Annotated in this window: 23 protein-coding genes; 19 read left to right on the top strand and 4 right to left on the bottom strand. The window is 32.3% G+C overall.

Annotated elements, in window-relative coordinates; genetic code table 11:
- The first annotated feature begins 318 nt into the window (after positions 1-318).
- From EP747_RS07475 to EP747_RS07455, 5 genes are all read left to right on the top strand, one after another.
- Positions 319-1,422 (top strand): M24 family metallopeptidase, encoded by a 1,104-nt coding sequence (locus EP747_RS07475; protein ID WP_129689238.1) that lies wholly within the window; start codon positions 319-321, stop codon positions 1,420-1,422.
- Positions 1,419-2,483 (top strand): Xaa-Pro peptidase family protein, encoded by a 1,065-nt coding sequence (locus EP747_RS07470; protein WP_328590714.1) that lies wholly within the window; start codon positions 1,419-1,421, stop codon positions 2,481-2,483. Before EP747_RS07475 ends, EP747_RS07470 begins: the two co-directional genes overlap by 4 nt.
- Positions 2,484-2,554: 71 nt before the next feature.
- A complete protein-coding gene (gene eutH, locus EP747_RS07465; protein ID WP_129689236.1) occupies positions 2,555-3,628 on the top strand; it encodes an ethanolamine utilization protein EutH in 1,074 nt (357 codons plus the stop codon).
- A 382-nt stretch (positions 3,629-4,010) separates the two neighbouring features.
- Positions 4,011-4,910: a cytochrome c oxidase assembly factor CtaG gene (gene ctaG / locus EP747_RS07460; RefSeq protein WP_129689235.1), complete on the top strand. Its 900-nt coding sequence runs from the start codon at positions 4,011-4,013 to the stop codon at positions 4,908-4,910.
- Positions 4,911-4,921: 11 nt separating this feature from the next.
- Positions 4,922-5,386, top strand: coding sequence for a DUF420 domain-containing protein (locus EP747_RS07455; protein ID WP_114341836.1), 465 nt, complete (start codon positions 4,922-4,924; stop codon positions 5,384-5,386).
- Between the two features lie 61 nt (positions 5,387-5,447).
- Here the strand turns inward: EP747_RS07455 and EP747_RS07450 are convergent, their stop codons facing one another.
- Positions 5,448-5,819 (bottom strand): YugN family protein, encoded by a 372-nt coding sequence (locus EP747_RS07450; RefSeq protein ID WP_129689234.1) that lies wholly within the window; start codon positions 5,817-5,819, stop codon positions 5,448-5,450.
- Positions 5,820-5,995: 176 nt separating this feature from the next.
- On the opposite strand from EP747_RS07450, the gene EP747_RS07445 reads away from it, so the two are divergent.
- The 6 genes from EP747_RS07445 to EP747_RS07420 all read left to right on the top strand — a co-directional run bounded on the left by EP747_RS07445 (position 5,996) and on the right by EP747_RS07420 (position 9,770).
- Positions 5,996-7,039 (top strand): CAP domain-containing protein, encoded by a 1,044-nt coding sequence (locus tag EP747_RS07445; RefSeq protein WP_129689233.1) that lies wholly within the window; start codon positions 5,996-5,998, stop codon positions 7,037-7,039.
- Between the two features lie 115 nt (positions 7,040-7,154).
- Complete coding sequence (locus EP747_RS07440; RefSeq protein WP_129689232.1) at positions 7,155-7,568, top strand: YlbD family protein; 414 nt, start codon at positions 7,155-7,157, stop codon at positions 7,566-7,568.
- A gap of 11 nt (positions 7,569-7,579) precedes the next feature.
- The gene (locus EP747_RS07435; RefSeq protein WP_129689231.1) at positions 7,580-7,861 is read left to right on the top strand and encodes a YlbE-like family protein; all 282 of its coding nucleotides are present in this window, start codon (positions 7,580-7,582) and stop codon (positions 7,859-7,861) included.
- Positions 7,862-7,936: 75 nt separating this feature from the next.
- Entirely contained in the window at positions 7,937-8,509 is a 573-nt protein-coding gene (locus EP747_RS07430; protein WP_129689230.1) for a histidine phosphatase family protein, read from the top strand.
- 61 nt (positions 8,510-8,570) lie between these two features.
- Entirely contained in the window at positions 8,571-9,026 is a 456-nt protein-coding gene (locus EP747_RS07425; protein ID WP_129689229.1) for a YlbF family regulator, read from the top strand.
- A 471-nt stretch (positions 9,027-9,497) separates the two neighbouring features.
- The gene (locus tag EP747_RS07420) at positions 9,498-9,770 is read left to right on the top strand and encodes a YlbG family protein (RefSeq protein WP_056468449.1); all 273 of its coding nucleotides are present in this window, start codon (positions 9,498-9,500) and stop codon (positions 9,768-9,770) included.
- A 185-nt stretch (positions 9,771-9,955) separates the two neighbouring features.
- On the opposite strand, the gene EP747_RS07415 is transcribed toward EP747_RS07420, so the two are convergent.
- On the bottom strand, positions 9,956-10,345 hold the full coding sequence (locus tag EP747_RS07415; RefSeq protein ID WP_129689228.1) for a DUF7147 family protein: 390 nt from the start codon (positions 10,343-10,345) through the stop codon (positions 9,956-9,958).
- Between the two features lie 368 nt (positions 10,346-10,713).
- Here EP747_RS07415 and rsmD point away from each other — a divergent pair, with 368 nt between their 5' ends.
- Positions 10,714-11,271 carry a 16S rRNA (guanine(966)-N(2))-methyltransferase RsmD gene (gene rsmD / locus EP747_RS07410; protein ID WP_129689227.1) on the top strand — a complete coding sequence of 186 codons (558 nt, stop codon included), beginning with the start codon at positions 10,714-10,716 and terminating at the stop codon, positions 11,269-11,271.
- Positions 11,272-11,288: 17 nt separating this feature from the next.
- Entirely contained in the window at positions 11,289-11,780 is a 492-nt protein-coding gene (gene coaD, locus EP747_RS07405) for a pantetheine-phosphate adenylyltransferase (RefSeq protein WP_129689226.1), read from the top strand.
- Between the two features lie 569 nt (positions 11,781-12,349).
- Here coaD and ylbJ read toward each other — a convergent pair.
- The gene (gene ylbJ / locus EP747_RS07400) at positions 12,350-13,606 is read right to left on the bottom strand and encodes a sporulation integral membrane protein YlbJ (protein ID WP_129689225.1); all 1,257 of its coding nucleotides are present in this window, start codon (positions 13,604-13,606) and stop codon (positions 12,350-12,352) included.
- A gap of 140 nt (positions 13,607-13,746) precedes the next feature.
- On the opposite strand from ylbJ, the gene EP747_RS07395 reads away from it, so the two are divergent.
- Together EP747_RS07395 and EP747_RS07390 are read left to right on the top strand one after the other, a co-directional pair.
- Positions 13,747-14,553: a patatin-like phospholipase family protein gene (locus tag EP747_RS07395; protein ID WP_129689224.1), complete on the top strand. Its 807-nt coding sequence runs from the start codon at positions 13,747-13,749 to the stop codon at positions 14,551-14,553.
- Positions 14,528-15,553 carry a SepM family pheromone-processing serine protease gene (locus tag EP747_RS07390; RefSeq protein ID WP_129689223.1) on the top strand — a complete coding sequence of 342 codons (1,026 nt, stop codon included), beginning with the start codon at positions 14,528-14,530 and terminating at the stop codon, positions 15,551-15,553. The genes EP747_RS07395 and EP747_RS07390 overlap by 26 nt, the downstream gene beginning before the upstream one ends.
- Positions 15,554-15,650: 97 nt before the next feature.
- Here EP747_RS07390 and EP747_RS07385 read toward each other — a convergent pair whose 3' ends face one another.
- Positions 15,651-16,886 (bottom strand): nucleotidyltransferase, encoded by a 1,236-nt coding sequence (locus tag EP747_RS07385; protein ID WP_129689222.1) that lies wholly within the window; start codon positions 16,884-16,886, stop codon positions 15,651-15,653.
- Between the two features lie 411 nt (positions 16,887-17,297).
- On the opposite strand from EP747_RS07385, the gene EP747_RS07380 reads away from it, so the two are divergent.
- The 4 genes from EP747_RS07380 to EP747_RS07365 all read left to right on the top strand — a co-directional run bounded on the left by EP747_RS07380 (position 17,298) and on the right by EP747_RS07365 (position 19,654).
- Complete coding sequence (locus tag EP747_RS07380; protein WP_114341854.1) at positions 17,298-17,813, top strand: YceD family protein; 516 nt, start codon at positions 17,298-17,300, stop codon at positions 17,811-17,813.
- A 55-nt stretch (positions 17,814-17,868) separates the two neighbouring features.
- Positions 17,869-18,042, top strand: a complete 174-nt coding sequence (gene rpmF / locus EP747_RS07375; protein ID WP_025672195.1) for a 50S ribosomal protein L32 — start codon at positions 17,869-17,871, stop codon at positions 18,040-18,042.
- 186 nt (positions 18,043-18,228) lie between these two features.
- Complete coding sequence (locus tag EP747_RS07370; protein WP_129689221.1) at positions 18,229-18,996, top strand: enoyl-CoA hydratase/isomerase family protein; 768 nt, start codon at positions 18,229-18,231, stop codon at positions 18,994-18,996.
- Between the two features lie 76 nt (positions 18,997-19,072).
- Complete coding sequence (locus EP747_RS07365; RefSeq protein WP_129689220.1) at positions 19,073-19,654, top strand: RsfA family transcriptional regulator; 582 nt, start codon at positions 19,073-19,075, stop codon at positions 19,652-19,654.
- Positions 19,655-19,685: the final 31 nt, after the last annotated feature.

Below are 19,685 nucleotides of genomic sequence, written 5' to 3'. Positions count from 1 at the left end.
GGGCTGATTTAGAAACTGGAATTCAAAGGTTTACGAACGTTATGTAAAGTTAGTCTAAAGTTATCTTCCCTTACCGAAAGAACTTCTCTTCTACCCGTAAGTAAGCTTCCTATCTTTAAATAAAACTCCACTTATAGCAAGCCCTACTTTTCTATCAAATCTACTGTCTAAACATTTAGACAATAAGAGATATACAGTGTCTAATAACATTTACACTATTTCCTAAACAATCCCCTATATAAAAGATTATAAAAATGGCACAGAACTTGCATTAATACTTCATGTCTAAATAATCCATACATTAAAGGGGAAATGATTATGAATAATCGATTGCAAAAATTGCAAACATTTTTACAAAAACAAGGTATTTCAGGTGGTTTGGTCACATCGCGTCAAAATATTTTTTATTTATCGGATTTTGATTACGATCCGCACGAACGATTTGTAGGTATTTTTGTCTTCCAAAATGATGAACCCATTTTTATTACACCGGCAATGGAAGTGCAAATGATAAAGGATGCCGGCTGGAACCATCCAATCCTAAGTTACACAGATTCCGATCACCCGTGGACACTTGTTCACCACGTGATTGAAAGCAGAAACAAAATGAAACTATTTGCTGTTGAGAAACATGATATCTCCTATTTTTACATTGAAAGTCTGCAACAGATTTTTGGTGAAGTAGAGTTTGCATCACTAGATTCTATACTTACAGAAATGCGACTAGTTAAAGATGCTAATGAAATTGAAATATTACGTGAAGCTGCCGCTTTTGCTGATTACGGTGTACAAGTGGGTATTGAAGCATTAAAAGAAGGAATCACAGAACTTGAAGTATTAGGGAAAATTGAATTTGAATTAAAGAAAAAAGGGATTAAAGAAATGTCATTCCCTCCCATTGTATTGTTTGGCCAAAATGCAAGTAACCCACATGGAGCTTCAGGTGACAATATGTTAAAAAAAGGAGATACTGCCCTATTTGATTTAGGTGTGAAATATAAGGGATATTGCTCTGATATTACAAGAACCGTCCTTTATGGCAATCCCAATAGTGAACTCGTTAAAATCTACAATGCAGTTTTACAAGCCAATCTTGCAGGGGTGGATGCTTCTCAACCTGGAACAAGAATTGGTGATGTTGATATCTCTGGAAGACGAGTCATTCATGAGTCTGGCTACGGTGATTTTTTTCCACATCGCATCGGTCATGGCCTTGGAATTAATATTCATGAGGCACCTTCTATAAATGATGGAAATGAGGGGGTATTGAAATCAGGGATGGTCATCACCATTGAACCTGGCATTTATCTTAATGGCCTTGGTGGTGTTCGCATTGAAGACGATGTTGTCATTACGGATAATGGGTATGAAGTATTAACGAAGTTTCCAAAAAAATTAATGGTTGTAGGAGCTGAACGATAATGAACCGAATCGAAAAAATACAGAAACAACTTTTAGAGAACAATGTCGATGCAATAATAATTTCAAAGAGTGAAAATCGTAGATATACTACAGGTTTTACAGGAACAGCAGGTATGGTGCTAATATCAAAAAATGCTGCTACCTTTATCACTGACTTCCGCTATGCTGAACAGGCTCAAAATGAAGTGAAAAACGCTAAAATTATCATCCATGAGGGAAATCTTGAAAAAGAAGTTGCCAATGAAATCGAACGTCAAGGTCTTAAAAAAGTCGCTGTTGAGGCAAATGCCATGACATTGAGAACGTTCTCAACGCTACAAGAGTATGGAGATGTACAATGGATCCAATTGGAAAATATCGTTGAAAAGGTTAGAGAAATCAAAGAGTCGTTAGAATTAGAATTAATGAGAACGGCTGCTAAAATCTCTGATAAGGCGTTTGATTATATTTTGAATGTCATTAAACCAGGGGTTACGGAATTAGCAATCCGAGATGATTTGGAATTCTATATGCGTAAGCAAGGGGCCACATCATCATCCTTTAATACTATTATTGCTTCCGGTAAGAGAGCTGCCCTACCACATGGAGTGGCTTCCGAAAAAGTGATCGAACATGGTGACATGATAACCCTTGATTTTGGTGCATTGTACAATGGTTATTGCTCTGATATTACGAGAACTATTGCCGTTGGGAACTGCTCGGATGAGTTCCACAACATTTATCACATCGTATTAGAAGCTCTTAAACGCGGAACAGAAGGAATTCAATCAGGTGCAAAAGCGAAAATGATCGACGATTTAACAAGAGACTATATTACAGAAAAAGGATTCGGAAATCGTTTTGGGCACTCAACAGGTCATGGGTTAGGTATGGAAGTTCACGAACCAATCCGGCTTTCTGACAAAAGTGTAGAAATACTTCAAACTGGTATGGTTGTTACAGTCGAGCCAGGAATCTATATCCCAGGATGGGGTGGCTGCCGGATTGAAGATGATATTGTAGTAACAGAGAATGGTTATGAAATCATTACCCATTCTCCTAAGCACTTAATTATCTTATAAAAAGTATTAAACGGTCATCTAATGAATTTTTATTATAGATGACCTTTCTTTTGAATGGGGGCGTATTCGATATGAATGAAATTATCTTATATATTATGACAGGATTTATGGTCCTAGGAGCAATAGATTATCTGTTGGGTAATCGGTATGGAGTCGGACAAAAATTTAAGGAAGCCTTCCATTCCATGGGAGCACTAGCCCTTTCAATGGTTGGAATGATCTCACTATCGCCTGTATTAGCAAAATGGTTAACACCGATTGTATCACCCATCTACCAATTTCTTGGAGCAGATCCATCGATGTTTTCATCTACGTTTTTAGCTCTTGATATGGGTGGATACTCATTAGCAAATGAAATGGCTCAATCGAGTGATGCTGCTTTATTTTCTTGGGTGTTTTTAGGAACGATGATGGGGCCAACTATTGTTTTTACCATTCCGGTTGCTTTAAGCATCATTCATAAAAATGATCATCCCTTTTTTGCTAAAGGAATTTTAATAGGACTAATGACTATTCCAATTGGATGCTTAGCGGGAGGATTCGTTGCAGGATTTGGCTTTATATGGATGCTGAAAAATTTGATTCCTTCTATTCTAATTTCTGTCTTAATTGGAATTGGTATGCTATCGGCTCAATCGATAATGATTCGTGGTTTTAAATGGTTCGGAAAAGGAATTGAAATCGTAATTATCATTGGTCTTGTCTCGATTATCATTAAAACTTTAACAGGTATTGTTATTATTCCAGGTATGATGCCGCTTTCTGAAGGCTTTGTAACAGTTGGGAAAATAACGATCATACTTGCCGGTGCTTTTCCGTTTGTTTTTGTGTTAGTAAAAGTATTAAAGAAGCCTTTTGCATTACTCGGAAAAAAGTTAGGTATGAATCAACAAGCATTAGGTGGATTCATTGCTTCATTCGCTCATCACATTCCTATGTTTGCGACACTCCATGAGATGGATGACCGTGGGAAAGTCATAAATACCGCATTTGCCGTAAGCGGCGCATTTGTTTTTGGCAGTCACTTAGGGTTTGTGGCAGGTGTGGAGAAGAATTTTGTCATTCCACTGATTGTCGGCAAACTGACCGCTGGGTTTTTGGCTGTTGCATTGGCTTTGCTAGTGTCAAAACGTGGAGCCAAATGAATTATTAATAATAGAGAAGTAGATTGAAATTTTAAGGGCTCACATCCTTTGGGGAAAGCAGGATGCAGTAAGACTCTACAGAAAGTGAGCACCCTAGGTTTTCATTCACTATAAATACCAATCATTTAAAAATGAATAACGTTTTCAAATCGTATTTTAATTTGAATAAACCGTTATTACTGTTATATAATTTAGTAGTATAATAGTTTGGATAATTTCATTAAATATTATATGATAGAAGTAATGTTTAAATTTTTTTTGTCTTTGTGAAGTTTTTGTTTATAGTTCTTAAATCTACAGGTATATTTACATAGTCCAATATTAATTTAAACATTAGGTAAAAATAATAAGTGTGAATAGAATAATTAAAGGGTGTGCATTCATGATTAGCTTAGGGATGTTCGGGTTTAAAGCACTTTGGAGTCCATATTTATTTGTGTTTTTAGTTTTAGTCATTTTAGGTTATTTTTACATAATTAATAAATATAAAGATAAAAACCAAGTTACTGAGACTAAACAAAAGGTGTATTTCGTAATTGGAATTTTGTTAGTTTACACCGCACAAGGCAGTCCAATCGATTTAATAGGTCATATAATTTTTAGTGCACATATGACCGAAATGGCAGTATTATACTTAGTTGCACCGATCTTTCTTATTAATGGAATTCCAAATTGGTTATGGAGAACCATACTTAAACCAAAATTCGTTAATTCGTTTTTTACTTTTGCTACAAAACCATTAATCGCTTTACTTATTTTTAATGTAGTATTTTCGATTTACCATTACCCATTAGTATTTGATACTGTAAAAACGAATAATGTCTATCATTTCTTATTTACAAATATATTATTTTTCATGGCAGTATTTATGTGGTTTCCTGTTATTAATAACTTATCTGATAGACAAACACTTTCTGATATCCAAAAGATTGGTTATATGTTTGGAAATGGTATTTTATTAACACCAGCATGTGCACTTATTATTTTTGCAGGTCATCCATTTTACGCGACTTACAATGATCCAGTGTTATGGAGTAAAGCAATGGAATTGTGCGTATCACCAGATTTATTAAAATCACTAAATATTTCAGGTCCAGAAGTATTTAACTTTATGTCAGCAAGGGAAGATCAACAGGTTGGCGGAGTTATCATGAAAATTATCCAGGAAATAGTTTATGGATCTGTTATTGGTTATAATTTTTTCAAATGGGCTAAGAGAGAACAAAATGGAAATAAAATTGATCCAATCAGTAGTAATCCGTTATTGCTTAAAAAATCGTAGGGGTGGAAATTTTGAATTCTTTACCAATTTTACCAACAATAAGTACAAGCTTTATTGTAATTAGTGCCATATTAGTTGCAATCGGCTGGTATCTTATTGCAAAAAGAAATGTAGAGGGACATAAGAAAGTTATGTTCTTTGCTGGAGTCTTTGCGCTCTCGTTTTTCATTGTATACGCATCGAGAACAATCTTTATCGGAAATACTTCTTTTGGGGGACCAAAAAGTTTAAAGTTGTATTATCATATATTTTTATTTTTCCATATATTCTTAGCTACAACTGGCGGAGTATTTGGTCTAGTATCAATTATTTCAGGTTTTAAAAACAAATTAAAACTACACAAAAAAATTGGACCGATTACTAGTATTATTTGGTTTTTTACTGCAATTACAGGTGTAGTCGTTTATTGTTTATTATACGTTTTCTACAAAGGTGGAGACACTACTTCAGTTATTAAAGCTGTTTTAGGATTTTAAGTAAAAAATAAAAGAGTGAGTAAAAGAAGTTGTACTTCTTTTTACTCACTCTTTTTAATAATTATAGAATAATGAACTTGCTTACTAGAGAAATTTGCTCTTCTGCTTTTTTAAGTAATTCTTTACTTTTATTAACGATGCTTTCAGGGAAGTTTTCGCCTTCTCCATACTCTACACCGTGAGGATAATAGTATTTACCTAAAAGTGGAGTTAGTAATTGGATTTTACCTTTACTTGACTCTACATGTCCTTCTACTGCGAAACCTTGAACGCGTAAGTAGTAGATTTCATTACGTTGTTCAAATTTATAATCGTAAGTTACTCTTTCGTAATCCCATTGACCAGCAAGGACAAAGCCTAATTCTTCCATGATTTCAGTTAATAAATTTACATTTAATACATGGTTTTCTAAATTTGTATTCTCAAATTTCATGTTATTACCCCCTAAATTACTTAGAAAAAATCCCTACTAATATAATATTATCTATGACAATATTTAGCAATGAAAAGCTGATAAATGTATTTTAACTAATTTATATATTTTTTTGAATAATTTGGCTACAATGGATATATAAACATAGAGTTAACAATTGGGAAGGGAAGATCTAAATGGAAAAGCTTATAAAACTTTTCTTTTTTACAATAAGTTTTATAACAGTTTTTATGTTCAGTCCACTTATTAAAGATTGGATCACCAATATTTCATCATTTAAACAATATCAAAAAGTAGAAGAAGTGAATATGCCAATGATCGAAAATGCAAGTACTGAAAATGTTACATATGCCGTTTCTCAGTATATTGGTAAAAGTGAACAAGAAATTTTTAAAACCTTTGGTAAACCGTCAAGAAAGGTTCCTTCTCAATATGACTATGATTGGCTTGTTTATGATAAGGATGCTACAAAGTATACTCAATTTGGTGTACTAAATGGCAAAGTTGTAACTATTTTTGTTGCTGGTAATAAAGTTGATATTACCCCATTTGTAATGGGGAGCCACTATGAAGAAACAATGGATAATGTAGCTTTGCATGATAAAGTCTCTTTTTCGATATTAAGTAATCAATACACATTTAAATTATCGACAACCGATTTACACGAACGTCCACTTGTTTCATTAAATAATTGTTTTGCCCAACTTTATTTTGACCGTTTTACCGGAAGTTTATTAGGTGTTCGATATTTATCACCAGAAACTTTAGTTAAGCAAAAACCGTACGAGCTAATTTATAGTGGGAATTTAATAAATGCAAAAAAATTAAATACATTTCAAGAAGCAATTGTTGATCGTGAAGAAGAAAGACAGATATTTAATTTAACGAATGTTTATCGTAAAAGAATGAATTTAAATACTTTAAATTGGAATGCTGATGCTGCTAAAGTAGCTTTAGGACATAGTAAAGATATGGTTCAAAATAAATATTTTGATCACTATTCTAATTTATATGGTAGTCTTGCTGATCGTTTAAATGATGCAAATGTTCCATACAGAATTGCTGGCGAAAATATTTCGGCTAATTATGTAGATGGTATAGCATCTGTATATGGATGGATTAATAGTAAAGGCCATAGAGTAAATATGTATAAAAAAGAATATACCACACTTGGAGTTGGAGCCTTTAATAAATATTACACCCAAAATTTTATAAAATAATTGCAAAATCAAGCAAAAGCGAAAGTTGGTGCTTGATTTTTTTATTTCCATACAAGCACAAAATTATTCTAAAGACATAATTTTGTAGTAAATGCTTTTAATTGGAGTGATATGAATGGGAAATGAAAATAGTCGTCCATCTATCGAACAATTTAGGCAATTCGTTATGGAACACCCAAAACTTCGTGAGGAAGTAAAATCGGGGAAAAAAACATGGCAACAATATTTTGAAGATTGGTATTACAAAGGTGAAGACCATGAAATGTGGGATGAATATAGAAATGACAATAATACAAAGTCTCAAAAGAAAACTGCCAAAACTGAACAATCAGAAGAAGGCTATGTTGGAAAAGTCATTTCTTTTGTAAAAAATTTAGATCCAGATCAAATTCAAGGCCATTTAACAAATGTAAACTCCACTTTAACTAATATTCAACAGCTTATATCACAATTTAAATCTCCAGCTACTTCAACTAATCAAAGAGAAGAAAAGCCAGAGTCACAACAATTTAATTTTAGACAGGATTGAGGAGATCTAAAGTGAGAAAAGATGTTTTGGAATTTCTTCAGAGTGAAGAAGATTATTTAAAATTTTTAAGACAACAACCAAAATGGTATCGTAAACTTTCTAGAAATCCTGAGCTTACTGATGAGTTTAGACTGGCTTCCCTTGAGTTTTTTGGTAAAACTATTCCACAACGAGTTGATAAATTGTCAAATCAAGTTCAAATGGCATCGTTTATGATTGATATGTTCCATGTATTAAAGGATCAACAAAGTACTAGTAGTGAATCCTCTGATACTGAATCAAAGGATGATTAAAAAAGGATAATAATTTAATCTGTCATAGCTTTTTGCTACAATGAAGAAAGCAAGTTTTAAAAAGGAGTAGTAGTTATGACAGAAATTTGTTTAGTAAGACATGGACAAACTGATTGGAATTTTAACAATATAATTCAAGGAAGAGAAGATATTCCTTTAAATACGAAAGGTAAACAACAGGCGAATGATAGTGCATTGTTTTTAAGTAATCAAAAGTGGGATTCAATTATTACAAGTCCATTAGTTAGGGCGAAACAAACTGCACAGGCAATTGCAGAGTTTTCTAAAATTGATGAAATTTTAGAGGATGCACGATTTCTAGAAAGAGAATTTGGTGAGGCTAGTGGAAAACCTGTTTCCGATTATCATGAAAACATTTATAATAATAATGTAGAAGGAATGGAAACAAATGAAGAATTAATTGATCGAGCTTTTAGTGCATTAAAAGACATTGCTCTAAAATATGAAGGTAAACGAATAGTAATTGTTGCACATTCTCATACAATTAAGGCCATTCTACATGCGATTGATCCTGAGAAAGTTAATTTTAGGACAACTTTAAAAAATGCTTGTGCAAATTTTATTGAATTTAAAGATGGTAAATGGAAGATAAATGAATTTAATATTTCTGATCATATAAAAGCTTAGGACAAGTTCTTTTATTTACGGAATTAAATGTGATATAGTTTATACTTGGAGGTGTAAGGAAATGTATGCAACAATGGAAACCTTGCAACTTATAACAGTCTCAGAAGAACTTGCTTCAATGATCGTGCAATCGGATGTTGCAGATCAGTATCGAACTTCATATATTGCATTAAATAATGATAAAACTGCTCAAGAAATTATTAGCCGTTTTACGAAGACGAAGGATTTATATGAGGATGTTCAGCGATTTGGAAAATATCATCCAGATTATAAAGAAATTCGTAAAAAAATGAGTGAAGTTAAAAGAGAGCTTCAATTAAACGATACAATCGCTGCTTTTAGGCAAGCGGAAGATCAAGTCCAATTACTTTTAGATGAGACTAGCTATTTAATTGCTCAAGCTGTTTCGCCTTCAGTAAAAGTTCCAGCGGGTAATCCATTCTTCGTAAATACAGGTGGAGGATGTAGTACTGGTGGATGTGGCACAGGTGGAAAGTGTGGATGTAAAACGAAGTAACAAATTATATTGAAAGGCTCATTATTTAATAATGAGTCTTTTTTTAATAAAATTCATTTTCTGAACCTAGTACAGTTAGCACAATTATTTCCACAACAAAACATTTTTTTATTCGGAACGTAAAATCGATGTTTAAATACGAAATTATTATTTTCATTACGAATAAATTCAACTCGGTAAATTAGTTTAAACTGTTCAGTAACGGTTTTTGAGCAATCAATCAGAAGTTTTTTGATCGCCTCTTCGCTCTGTTGAGAAACTGTCTGAATATATAGGAAATTGGCACCGCAAATTAGTTTGTTTGAAAAATGATTAATTTGTTTATAATTTGAAATACAGTTAAAAAATTGCTCCCAAACATCATCTAACATAATTTTCAATCCTTTCTAAAAACTATTTATGAAAGTTTCATTGCAAAAGAAATTTGGGATATGATATTCTATTTCTAACGGATTTTTAAAGGAGAAAACTATGTTCGTGCAAAGACAAGGTATTATTATTTATTTACAATCATTAAAACAGGCAAAAATGTTACGTAAATTTGGAAATATTCACTTTGTCTCTAAACGTTTGAAATACGTAGTCCTATATTGCAATATGGATGATATAGATCGAACAATAGAGAGATTGAAAAAATTTCATTTTGTAAAACGAATTGAATTGTCATATAAACCTTTTATTAAGACTGAGTACGAAAATGCAAAACCAGACGAAGCAAAGGAATATGATTATCAAGTAGATTAAAAACGATTGAATGGATAATAAATTTAGAAGGGGTAAGTAACCTATCTGAATTAAAAACCGTTCAATCGTTTTTCTTGTGGTATGGTTGAGAGGTAAGGGATAGGAAAAAACTATCCCTGGTATTCTTTTTACTTTATGAGTAAGATTAGGAAATAGTAAATCTTATTACCTTAACTAGTTATTCGTTATTTCATTGGTGGAATTAAGTGATTTAGACGTAAAATTCCGATAATATATTGGTGGAATAAATCGTTTTCATGAAATGAGCTTGAGTGTCTAATTTGTAATGTGATGATTTCTTTGTTTAAAGTTGTAGCTAATTCTTCAAACAACACTTCACGTTTTGTAACTGAATCTTTTTTTAATGTAATACCTTCTCTACAATAATATATTGGCTGGAATTCGCCAATAGAAGTAGGGCTTAAGATAACAGCAAAAGAACAGCAGTTTGAGCCCTTATTTTCAGATGTTAATTTAAGTAAAAATTTAACTCTATCTTTTTGCGATTTAGCAATTTCAAATAGTTCATATAAATCTGAGTATCCTTCTCCAATTTCAATCATGCGTTGGATCATGAGTGTTCCCCCTTAAAACGTAAAAACTTTACGAGTATTTCAAACAAAGTATGGTAATAAATGCAACATTTATTCTACAGGATAAAAGCATAAAAAAAAACCCCGCATTTGCAGGGCCCCTCTTATTAAAGTGTAATCACTTAAAAGAAGGCAAAGGGAGAGGAGAAACCGGAGGAAGAACTTATGGGGAAACGTAAGTCTTCTCCGCGGTTGGCAACAACATCAACTGAGATGTTGTTAAAATTAATTATTTCCAAAGTGGATGATTTTATACATTAGTAGGAGAATATGGAAAGAAATGTTTTTGTTTTAGTGAAATTATGATAGGATATTTTCGTAAATTGAAATTTATAGTAGGTGTAAATTAAATGAGAGTAGTGTCAGGAAAAAATAAAGGATTAAGTTTAAAGGCAGTACCTGGAATGAGTACTAGACCGACAACAGATAAAGTAAAAGAAGCAATGTTTAATATAATTGGACCTTACTTTGAAGGTGGTATTGTATTAGATTTATTCGGTGGTAGTGGTGGACTATCAATTGAGGCTTTAAGTAGAGGGATTGAAAAAGCGATTATTGTAGATCGCGAAATGAAGGCGATTAAGACGATTAAAGAAAACTTAGCAACATGTAATCTAACTGATTGTGCTGAAGTATATCGAAATGACGCTGAGAGAGCTGTTAAAGCGATTATTAAAAGAGAGATCCAATTTGATTTAATTATTTTAGATCCTCCTTATAAAAAGCAACAAATCGTATCATTAATTGAAACTTTTGATGAAAAAAATCTACTTGCATCAGATGGAACAATTTTAGTAGAACATGCTACTGATGTCGAATTACCTGAAAAAATAGGGAAATTTATACGAACAAAAGCAGAAAAATATGGAATTTGTGGCGTATCAGTGTATCATATTTGTATGGAGTAATTTTTAGGGGGTACAAGATGAAACGTATTGCTGTTTGTCCTGGAAGTTTTGATCCAATTACTTTAGGGCATTTAGATATTATTAAACGTGGAGCAAGAGTGTTTGATGAGGTAATTGTTGTTGTATTAAATAACTCGGCCAAAAATTCTTTATTTACGTTAGATGAAAGAAAAGAATTAATTACGGAAGCTACTAGTGAAATTCCAAATGTACGTGTTGATTCATTTAGTGGTCTATTAATGGATTATGCGAAAAAAATTAACGCTTCTGCAATATTAAGAGGCCTAAGAGCTGTATCAGACTTTGAATATGAAATGCAAATTACAGCAATGAACAAAAAACTAGTAGATGAAATTGACACGTTTTTTGTTATGACAAATAATCAATATTCATTCTTAAGTTCTTCAATTGTAAAAGAAGTCGCGAAATATGGTGGAAATGTAAAAGATTTAGTACCAGATTGTGTAAATACCGCATTAACAGAAAAATTTTTGAAACCTCAAATTTAATTTAAACTGAGGTTTCAAAGTGTTGAAATATATTGTAGTCAATATTGAAAAATACAAAGATTAAATGAATTTCTATGGAAAAATAGTCTATTTATTATTTTTTAATCTGTCATCTTATTGATAAACAAGGGATTTTGGTTGATATATAAATGTTTATCTAACTTGCAAAAATTAAAATATCCTCATTTTTTGACGATCAACCTTTGTAAAGATGTGTAAGTAAGTCGTCATCATAAGAAACAATTTGATTAATAAAAGGTCATTCATTCGTTCAATTGACTATTCTATTGTTTTTAAGATTATTCTTTTTTTATCAAGAACTTGATTGGAACGAAAGGGTGCTCGACTCCTATGGGATTAGCGGGAAGGCTGAGACCTTAGCAGGCGGCGCCGAGGAGGCTCAAGAATCTCGCCCCATGGAAAGCGAGCACCCTGTAGTGGAAATCAATATGACACAACATACTTATCAATGATCAATCCAACAATTTAATTGACAAATTCTTTTTTCAACAGAATGAAACCTCAAGTTTAATTTAAACTAAGGTTTCTTTTTTTATATACGGAAAGGTTTAAGAAGATAACTTTTTTGTATACAGTTTATAAATTAAGATCATTACATAAATGTAGAGAGAAATTAATGTTATGAATGAACCTGTTGAAATCAATGATTCGAGATTTAACTGTTTCTCTGTAAAAATCTTTATAACAGGTAAAGTATTATTAGTAGCATTAGAAGTTAACTGGTTAAGATATAGTGGTTTCCAAAAGATCATTGCTAAAATAGGTGCGATTCCAGATTGTAATAAACGACCGATTAAATAAGGTTTCATACTTAATTTCACTTCAGAAATAATACTTGCTACTTGGGCTTGTATTGAAAAACCACCAAATCCTAAAATAAAGCTAGTTAATGCAACTTGCTGCAATAATGTACTATTGCCTAATTCACTGACTAATTTAGATCCTAAAGTAATTTCAAATAATCCAGATAAAAAAGGCGTAGATAAATTGTGATTAATCCTAAAATTTGAAAAGCAATATGCAATTATTTTTCCAACATTAGATATAAATCCAATTTCAATTAAAAGCATATTAAGAACAGAAAAAACGATAATAAATCCACCAATCATTAATAATGTCTGTACGGAAGAAGCTATTGCGTCCCCTAATATTTTTCCAATCGGTCTTCTCTCACTTAATCGTTTTTCATGCATAACTTTAAAAGCGTATTTAAAGCGGTTAGAATGGATTCTTTCTTTACGAGAGTAGTTAGGTTGGTTTCTTCCATAAAACCTCATAATGAGGCCTACAATAGCGTTAGATAAATAATGACTGAGGGCAATTACGAGCCCGACTTTTGCGTTATGAAAAAAACCAACAGATATTGCAACAAAAATAAACAATGGATTAGATGAATTTGTAAATGAATTAAGTCGCTCCGCTTCTAATTTTGTTAATTCCCCATCTTTATATAATTTTGCAGAAAGTTTTGCACCTGAAGGAAAACCTGATGCCATCCCCATAGCCCAAACGAATGCCCCAACACCCGGAACTCTAAATAAAGGTCTCATAACTGGCTCTAAAAATACACCAATAAATTGAACAATTCCAAAGCAAATTAGAAGTTCACTTAAAATGAAAAAAGGAAGGAGCGAAGGAAATACGATTCCCCACCACATATTTAATCCTCTTATTGAACCTTTAAATGCTACCTCTGGATGCAAAATAATTGTTGATGTCAGAAATACGAGTATTAAAAAAATTAGTAAGGTAATGAAGTAATTTTTTTTCACATATAAACCTCCAAAGATAAACTTAAAAAACATATAGATTTTTGTCTAATTGTAGTAAGACCATCGAGTAGGAAATAAGATAGTAATATATGTATAAAAAAAACTTGTACAATTAAATATACGTTGTTGGAATTCAATTTTAGACCAAAGAGTTTAATTGGAGGGGAAACAACTTGGAACCGAAAATTGGTTTAGCATTAGGTTCAGGAGGTGCAAGAGGATTTGCACATGTTGGTGTAATTTCCGTTTTAAAAAAGCATAATATTCCTATAGATTTGATTGCAGGCAGTAGTATAGGTGCTTTAGTTGCTGTTTTATACGGTGCTGGTGCGGATGTAGATCGTCTATATAAAATTGCAAAAGTATTTCAATCTAAATACTATATTGACTATGTTGTTCCAAAAATGGGTTTGATTTCTGGGAATAGAGTTAAAGAGTTGATAAAAGTACTATCATTTGGTAGAAAGCTTGAAGAATTAGATTTGCCAGTGTCGGTAATCGCAACTGATTTATTAACTGGAGAAAAAATTGTATTTCAAAAAGGAGATATTGCTACTGCAGTCCGAGGGAGTATTTCAATACCAGGAATTTTTGTACCAGAAACATGGAATGGAAGACTTTTAGTTGATGGTGGAGTCATCGATCGTATCCCCGTTTCAGTTGTAAAAGAGATGGGGGCGGATTTTATTATTGGAGTAGATGCTTCACCGATTCAAGTTAGTGGTGAAGTTTCGACTATCTATGACGTGATTATGCAAAGTATTGAAATAATGCAGCATGAGCTCGTTAGAAATAGAGAAATTGCTTCTAATGTTATGATAAGACCTAAATTAGACCATGTTAATTCTAGAAACTTTACTGACCTTGAAAATGTTATCAAAATAGGTGAAGAAGCTACAGAAAAATTAATACCAGAGATTCTTGAAAAGATTGAGCAATGGAAGGAGAAAAATAGTGATAAAAAGGATCAGAATTCTTAATGTACTATTAGTACTTGGTATTACACTAATTCTTTTAAATTTCATTCCATTACCATATTATGTTACAAAACCAGGATTAGCCGAGCCTTTAAGGCCATATGTAAAAGTTGAAGGTGCAAAAAAAGATAAAGGTGAATTTATGCTAACCACCGTAGCAATGGGTAAGGCAAATGTCTACTCATATATTGGTACGAAAATTAATGACAATTACCATTTATACAAAATAGATGAAATAAAAGTAAAAGGTGAAAGCGATGAAGATTATCAGTTCCGCCAATTAAGATACATGGAAGAGTCAAAGCAAGCTGCGATTTTAAACGCTTATAAGCAGGCTAAAAAATCTTATAAAGTGACGGAAAATGGAATAGTAGTCGTATCTGTTTTAAAGGATATGCCAGCCCATAACGTATTAATGCTAGGTGACATTATCACTAAAATCAATGGGAAAGAAATTCGTACATTAAATGATTTTACCAATACTGTAAAAAGTAGAAAACCTGGTACAAATTTTAATTTAGAAGTTAGTAGAAAAGGAAAAATTAAATACTTTAATATTAAATCAAAATCTTTTAAAGACGAACCGAATCGTGCAGGAATTGGTGTTTCTATTGCAGAAAATTTAAATCTAACTACAAATCCAAAAGTTAAGATAAATTCAGAAGAGATAGGTGGCCCTTCAGCGGGGCTTATGTTTGCACTAGAAATTTATGATCAATTAAAAGATGAGAATTTAGCAAAAGGTCATGAAATAGCTGGTACTGGAACAATTGATAAAAATGGGTTCGTTGGTCCGATTGGTGGTATATCTCAAAAAATAATTGCTGCATCTGATTCGGGGGCTGAGATTTTCTTTGCACCAAATGAGAACGGTAAAAAGAATTCTAATTATAATGAAGCTGTAAAAAGTGCGAAAAAACATGATTTGAAAATGAAAATAATACCAATTGATACATATGACCAAGCAATCAATTATCTTGAAAAGTTAAAGGCAAAAAAATAATGTGATTAGAATAAGTGAATGATAAAAATGGCAGAATATAGGGGATAGAATCCCTATACCTGCCATTTTTGAGTTTCTAATATTTAGTTGAAACAACTTAAGATCTACTAAATTGATTACTCTTTTCATCATAAATAATTGGATACAATGAATATTCGGTTTTTATTAATTTTTGTTGATTGTTTAATGAGAGCATCGAAGCATAAGTATGGGTTGCTTTCAAATCAGTACTAAGTTCTTTTTGATTTTGCTGATTAATAGTCGTGTAAATTGGTAATTCAATTAATTTTTTTTTGCTATTTAAATAAGTTTTTCCCATTGAACTCATTCCAAGTAAACGAATATATGGAACTCGATCTTTCTCTAATATTGCTGACATTTCATTTTTTGATGTATTGGTTAAGATATGTGTTAACAATCTTTGAATTCGAGTCCAAGTATATCTCTTTGTTTTTATTGATGTCATTAACTCTTCAAAATTAAGACAGTTTAAAACAGAATGTAATACTCTTCTTTCTAAACCTTCGACAGCTTCGTAAATTTCTTCAAGTTCTTCTTTAGTTGAGGTCATTAATTTATATTTCAAAAATGGTAAATATTCATTCCAAGAATGAAGAGCACCATACTCGTTTATGTATTCCTCAATTGAATCTTTAGTAAAGCTTGGAACAAAGTCAGAAATCGATTGATTGTCACCTTTTAGAATTTTTCTAATTGCTGTAGCGCTAGCGATACTATGATGATTGGTTTCTTCATCATGATAATTTGCAGCTATTCGCTGAATCGTTCTACCTTCCATTCGACTATCAAAATGTTCAATAGCTTCTAAATAATGTATTCCTAAAATATTATTTGGAAGTGAAACATCTAGCTCTGATGATTCAAGATTTTTTTGTAAAGCAGTGCTATATGCAGCAGGATAACTTAGTCCTTCATCTAGAAAAGTACGAATACTTGAATTGATTGAAGAAGTAAGCTGCTTCTTTTGTTTGATTAACTCATAAAATGTCTCAATTTTACCCTCTTCACTTCCAAAACAAACATAATCACATTTTAAAGAATCCAGGATTGAAATAGCTCCTTTGGCAAAGATGCTAGCGTGTTGAGTCGAATAGCTATAAGGTATTTCAATAACAAGATCTGCACCTGCTTGTAAAGCCAACTTTGTTCGTACGTGCTTTGGAACGACTGCTGGCTCACCTCTTTGTAAAAATTGACCACTCATTACCGCAATAACAACATCAGCATTTGTACTTTTCTTAGAACTAGTTAAGTGAAAAAGATGTCCATTATGTAATGGGTTATACTCAACTACTACACCAACCGAACGCAAGAAATGCACCTCCAATATTTACTAATTTCATGAATTTATACAATAAGAATACCAGTTTTGAGAAATAATTCGCAACCTAGTGTGAATTGTATTGAATTTTATTGTGGAAAATAATATATTAGATAGGTTACATATAAGAAGCAAGGTCAAGGAATTAAGGGGAAAGCTAGTAACCAAGTCTATCTTCGAAGTGGAAAGAGCGCCACTTTTTCAGTCTAGCTCCGGCTCCTAACTCCTCGAGTCATAAGCCAATTTTCATCTAAGATTAAAGTGCAAATCTTAGCTAAAAATCGTCTTACGCTTGTCGGAGTTAAACAGTCGCCTCCGCTTTTCATTAGTGTAAAGAAAAAATATTGACAAGTGATTATAAAGAATATATAATTTTCATTGTTGCCTTGAGGTGGTTTATTTATGAAATGGTCAGTGCACCAGTTGCAGAAATTAAGACATAAAGGTTTAAATTTAGATGAGACAATTGATGTAAGTCAAATAAAGGAACGTAATACTGATATTCGAGAGGTTTCTCCAATTCGAGTTACTGGACGAGTTGATTTTGGAACGAACCGATATACGTTTCATTTAACAATAACTGGATATTTAATTTTACCTTGTGTAAGAACATTAGTTGATGTAAAATATCCTTTGTCGATTACCACAACAGAAACATTTTTTACAACATCTGAATGGAAAAGTGAAGATGAGAATTTTCACATCCTAGAGGGTGACGTGTTAGACTTAACCCCAGTGATTGAGGAATGTATTTTAGCCGAGATTCCAATGCAGGTTTATGCAGAGGATATTGAGGGGAAAGAAACAGCTCCAACGTCAGGAACAGATTGGGAAGTTAGGGAACATGTCGAAGTAGAGCAAAAAATTGACCCTCGACTTGCTGGTTTAGCAAAATTTTTTGACAAACAAGATAATTGAGAAGTACCGGATAACCGGCTTCATAACAAACACTCACTTTAAGGAGGTGGGATCAATGGCAGTACCTGCAAGAAGAACGTCCAAAACTGTAAAAAGAAAGCGTCGTACGCATTTTAAATTAGCGGTACCTGGAATGGTTGAATGCCCAAACTGTAGTGAATTAACATTAGCACACCGCGTATGTAAATCATGCGGACACTACAAAGGAAAACAAGTACTTAGCAAATAAGCTAGTCTTTGAATGAGCACATAGGAAACTATGTGCTTTTCCTTTTGTCTTTAAACGTAGTTTGACTGTCTTTAATATATGATTTAATCCTCAGGTAGCTATGCTTCCTCTTACCTCTGCCCATTTTAATTCCTGTATAGTATAATAAAAACTAATAGGAAACTAGGTAAAGAGAGAGGGATTCCAATGTCTGAAGTAATTACTTTTCAAAGAGATGAAATAGATTATATATTTTTAAATAGGCCTAATTACGGGAATTGCATTGATGAAAATACTGTAGAAAAACTTTCTGAAATTATCCGAGAAATCCGAATGAAATCCCAAAGTAAACTAGTTGTTTTAACTGGGGAAGGTATGAAATATTTTTGTACCGGTGGAGATTTAAACACAATCTTAAAATTTAAAAATAATTTAAATGGATTAGAATCTTTCAATCTAAAAATGTGTGAAGTGATTTATCAAATAGCTATGTTACCTCAAATTACAATCTGTTTTATTAATGGTTATGCTTTAGGTGGTGGCTGTGAACTGGCAAGTGCATTCGATTTTAGATACGCGAGTCACAATGCAAAAATAGGATTTATTCAAGGGAGAATGGGAATCCCAACCTCATGGGGTGGAGGTACCGTACTTCAAGAAAAAATGAGTCATCAAGATTGGATTACTTTACTATCATCCTCAAATATTTACACCGCATTTCAAGCTAAAAAGATCGGCTTTATACATGAACTATCAAAAGATTTAACAAGTTTACATAATGAAAGCTTTATCAGTTTAGCTAGAAGTATTCCAGCACAAATTCATCATCAAAATAAAAAAATACTTATACGTAAATGGACCGAGCAAAATCTTAAGAGAAGAATGGAAGAAGAAGTTATTTCTGCTATGCCACTTTGGTTTTCAGATGAACATATAAAAAATATCGAACAATTTACAAAAAAATTGGAAAAGTAATCTTCTACCTTTATTTTTTTGTGCATATGAATTAGTAAAATCTGCTTATTGCATAAGAAATTGGAGGGGATTGCAAATGGTTGCAAATCGCCAGGATGCATGGACAAAAGATGAAGATAACTACTTAGCTGAAGTAGTTTTAAAAACCATAAATGAAGGGTCAACTCAATTAATGGCATTTAAAGTTGTCGCAAAGAACTTATCAAGGACAGCAGCTGCTTGTGGTTACCGATGGAATTCTTTTGTTAGAAAGTTCTATAAAGAAGAGATTGAAAAAGCAAAAAATAGTAGTAAAAAACAAGCTGTTCCCTCAAATGAAGTAGAACCAACACACGATTCGGAGGCAGTTACGAATCAGATTCATGAAGAGGCTACAACAGAGAAAGGCCATTCCGAAATAACTTTTGAGTCAGTATATAAATTCCTTGAATATTTGAGATTAAAAGTTGATGCCAGTGGACGAATTAAAGATATACAATCTTTAGAAAAAAAGCTTTTGAAATATAAACAAGAAAACGAACAATTGAAAATTGAAAAGCAACAATTAGTTGAAAAATTAAATGAACTCCAAAATGAATATGAACATTTATTTGATTTTTTAGATCAAAAACGAAAAATAGTAAATGTTAGTTCTAAAAATGACACGAAGGTAAAATAAAATGAAAAAACTCAACATCTCCAAAAGGGGT

Origin of the sequence: Gottfriedia acidiceleris (genome assembly GCF_004138285.1) — a bacterium.
Lineage (GTDB): Bacteria > Bacillota > Bacilli > Bacillales > Bacillaceae_G > Gottfriedia > Gottfriedia acidiceleris_A.
Note: the sequence above shows the minus strand (reverse complement) of the source record. Positions and strands in the feature narration are given on the sequence as shown.

Excerpts from the sequence above, each read along its gene's own strand:
- EP747_RS07475 (WP_129689238.1), top strand. The coding sequence starts at position 319 with ATGAATAATCGATTGCAAAAATTGCAAACATTTTTACAAAAACAAGGT.
- eutH (WP_129689236.1), top strand. The coding sequence starts at position 2,555 with ATGAATGAAATTATCTTATATATTATGACAGGATTTATGGTCCTAGGA.
- ctaG (WP_129689235.1), top strand. The coding sequence starts at position 4,011 with ATGATTAGCTTAGGGATGTTCGGGTTTAAAGCACTTTGGAGTCCATAT.
- EP747_RS07450 (WP_129689234.1), bottom strand. The coding sequence starts at position 5,819 with ATGAAATTTGAGAATACAAATTTAGAAAACCATGTATTAAATGTAAAT.
- EP747_RS07445 (WP_129689233.1), top strand. The coding sequence starts at position 5,996 with ATGGAAAAGCTTATAAAACTTTTCTTTTTTACAATAAGTTTTATAACA.
- EP747_RS07440 (WP_129689232.1), top strand. The coding sequence starts at position 7,155 with ATGGGAAATGAAAATAGTCGTCCATCTATCGAACAATTTAGGCAATTC.
- EP747_RS07430 (WP_129689230.1), top strand. The coding sequence starts at position 7,937 with ATGACAGAAATTTGTTTAGTAAGACATGGACAAACTGATTGGAATTTT.
- EP747_RS07425 (WP_129689229.1), top strand. The coding sequence starts at position 8,571 with ATGTATGCAACAATGGAAACCTTGCAACTTATAACAGTCTCAGAAGAA.
- EP747_RS07420 (WP_056468449.1), top strand. The coding sequence starts at position 9,498 with ATGTTCGTGCAAAGACAAGGTATTATTATTTATTTACAATCATTAAAA.
- EP747_RS07415 (WP_129689228.1), bottom strand. The coding sequence starts at position 10,345 with ATGATCCAACGCATGATTGAAATTGGAGAAGGATACTCAGATTTATAT.
- rsmD (WP_129689227.1), top strand. The coding sequence starts at position 10,714 with ATGAGAGTAGTGTCAGGAAAAAATAAAGGATTAAGTTTAAAGGCAGTA.
- coaD (WP_129689226.1), top strand. The coding sequence starts at position 11,289 with ATGAAACGTATTGCTGTTTGTCCTGGAAGTTTTGATCCAATTACTTTA.
- ylbJ (WP_129689225.1), bottom strand. The coding sequence starts at position 13,606 with ATGTTTTTTAAGTTTATCTTTGGAGGTTTATATGTGAAAAAAAATTAC.
- EP747_RS07380 (WP_114341854.1), top strand. The coding sequence starts at position 17,298 with ATGAAATGGTCAGTGCACCAGTTGCAGAAATTAAGACATAAAGGTTTA.
- rpmF (WP_025672195.1), top strand. The coding sequence starts at position 17,869 with ATGGCAGTACCTGCAAGAAGAACGTCCAAAACTGTAAAAAGAAAGCGT.
- EP747_RS07370 (WP_129689221.1), top strand. The coding sequence starts at position 18,229 with ATGTCTGAAGTAATTACTTTTCAAAGAGATGAAATAGATTATATATTT.
- EP747_RS07365 (WP_129689220.1), top strand. The coding sequence starts at position 19,073 with ATGGTTGCAAATCGCCAGGATGCATGGACAAAAGATGAAGATAACTAC.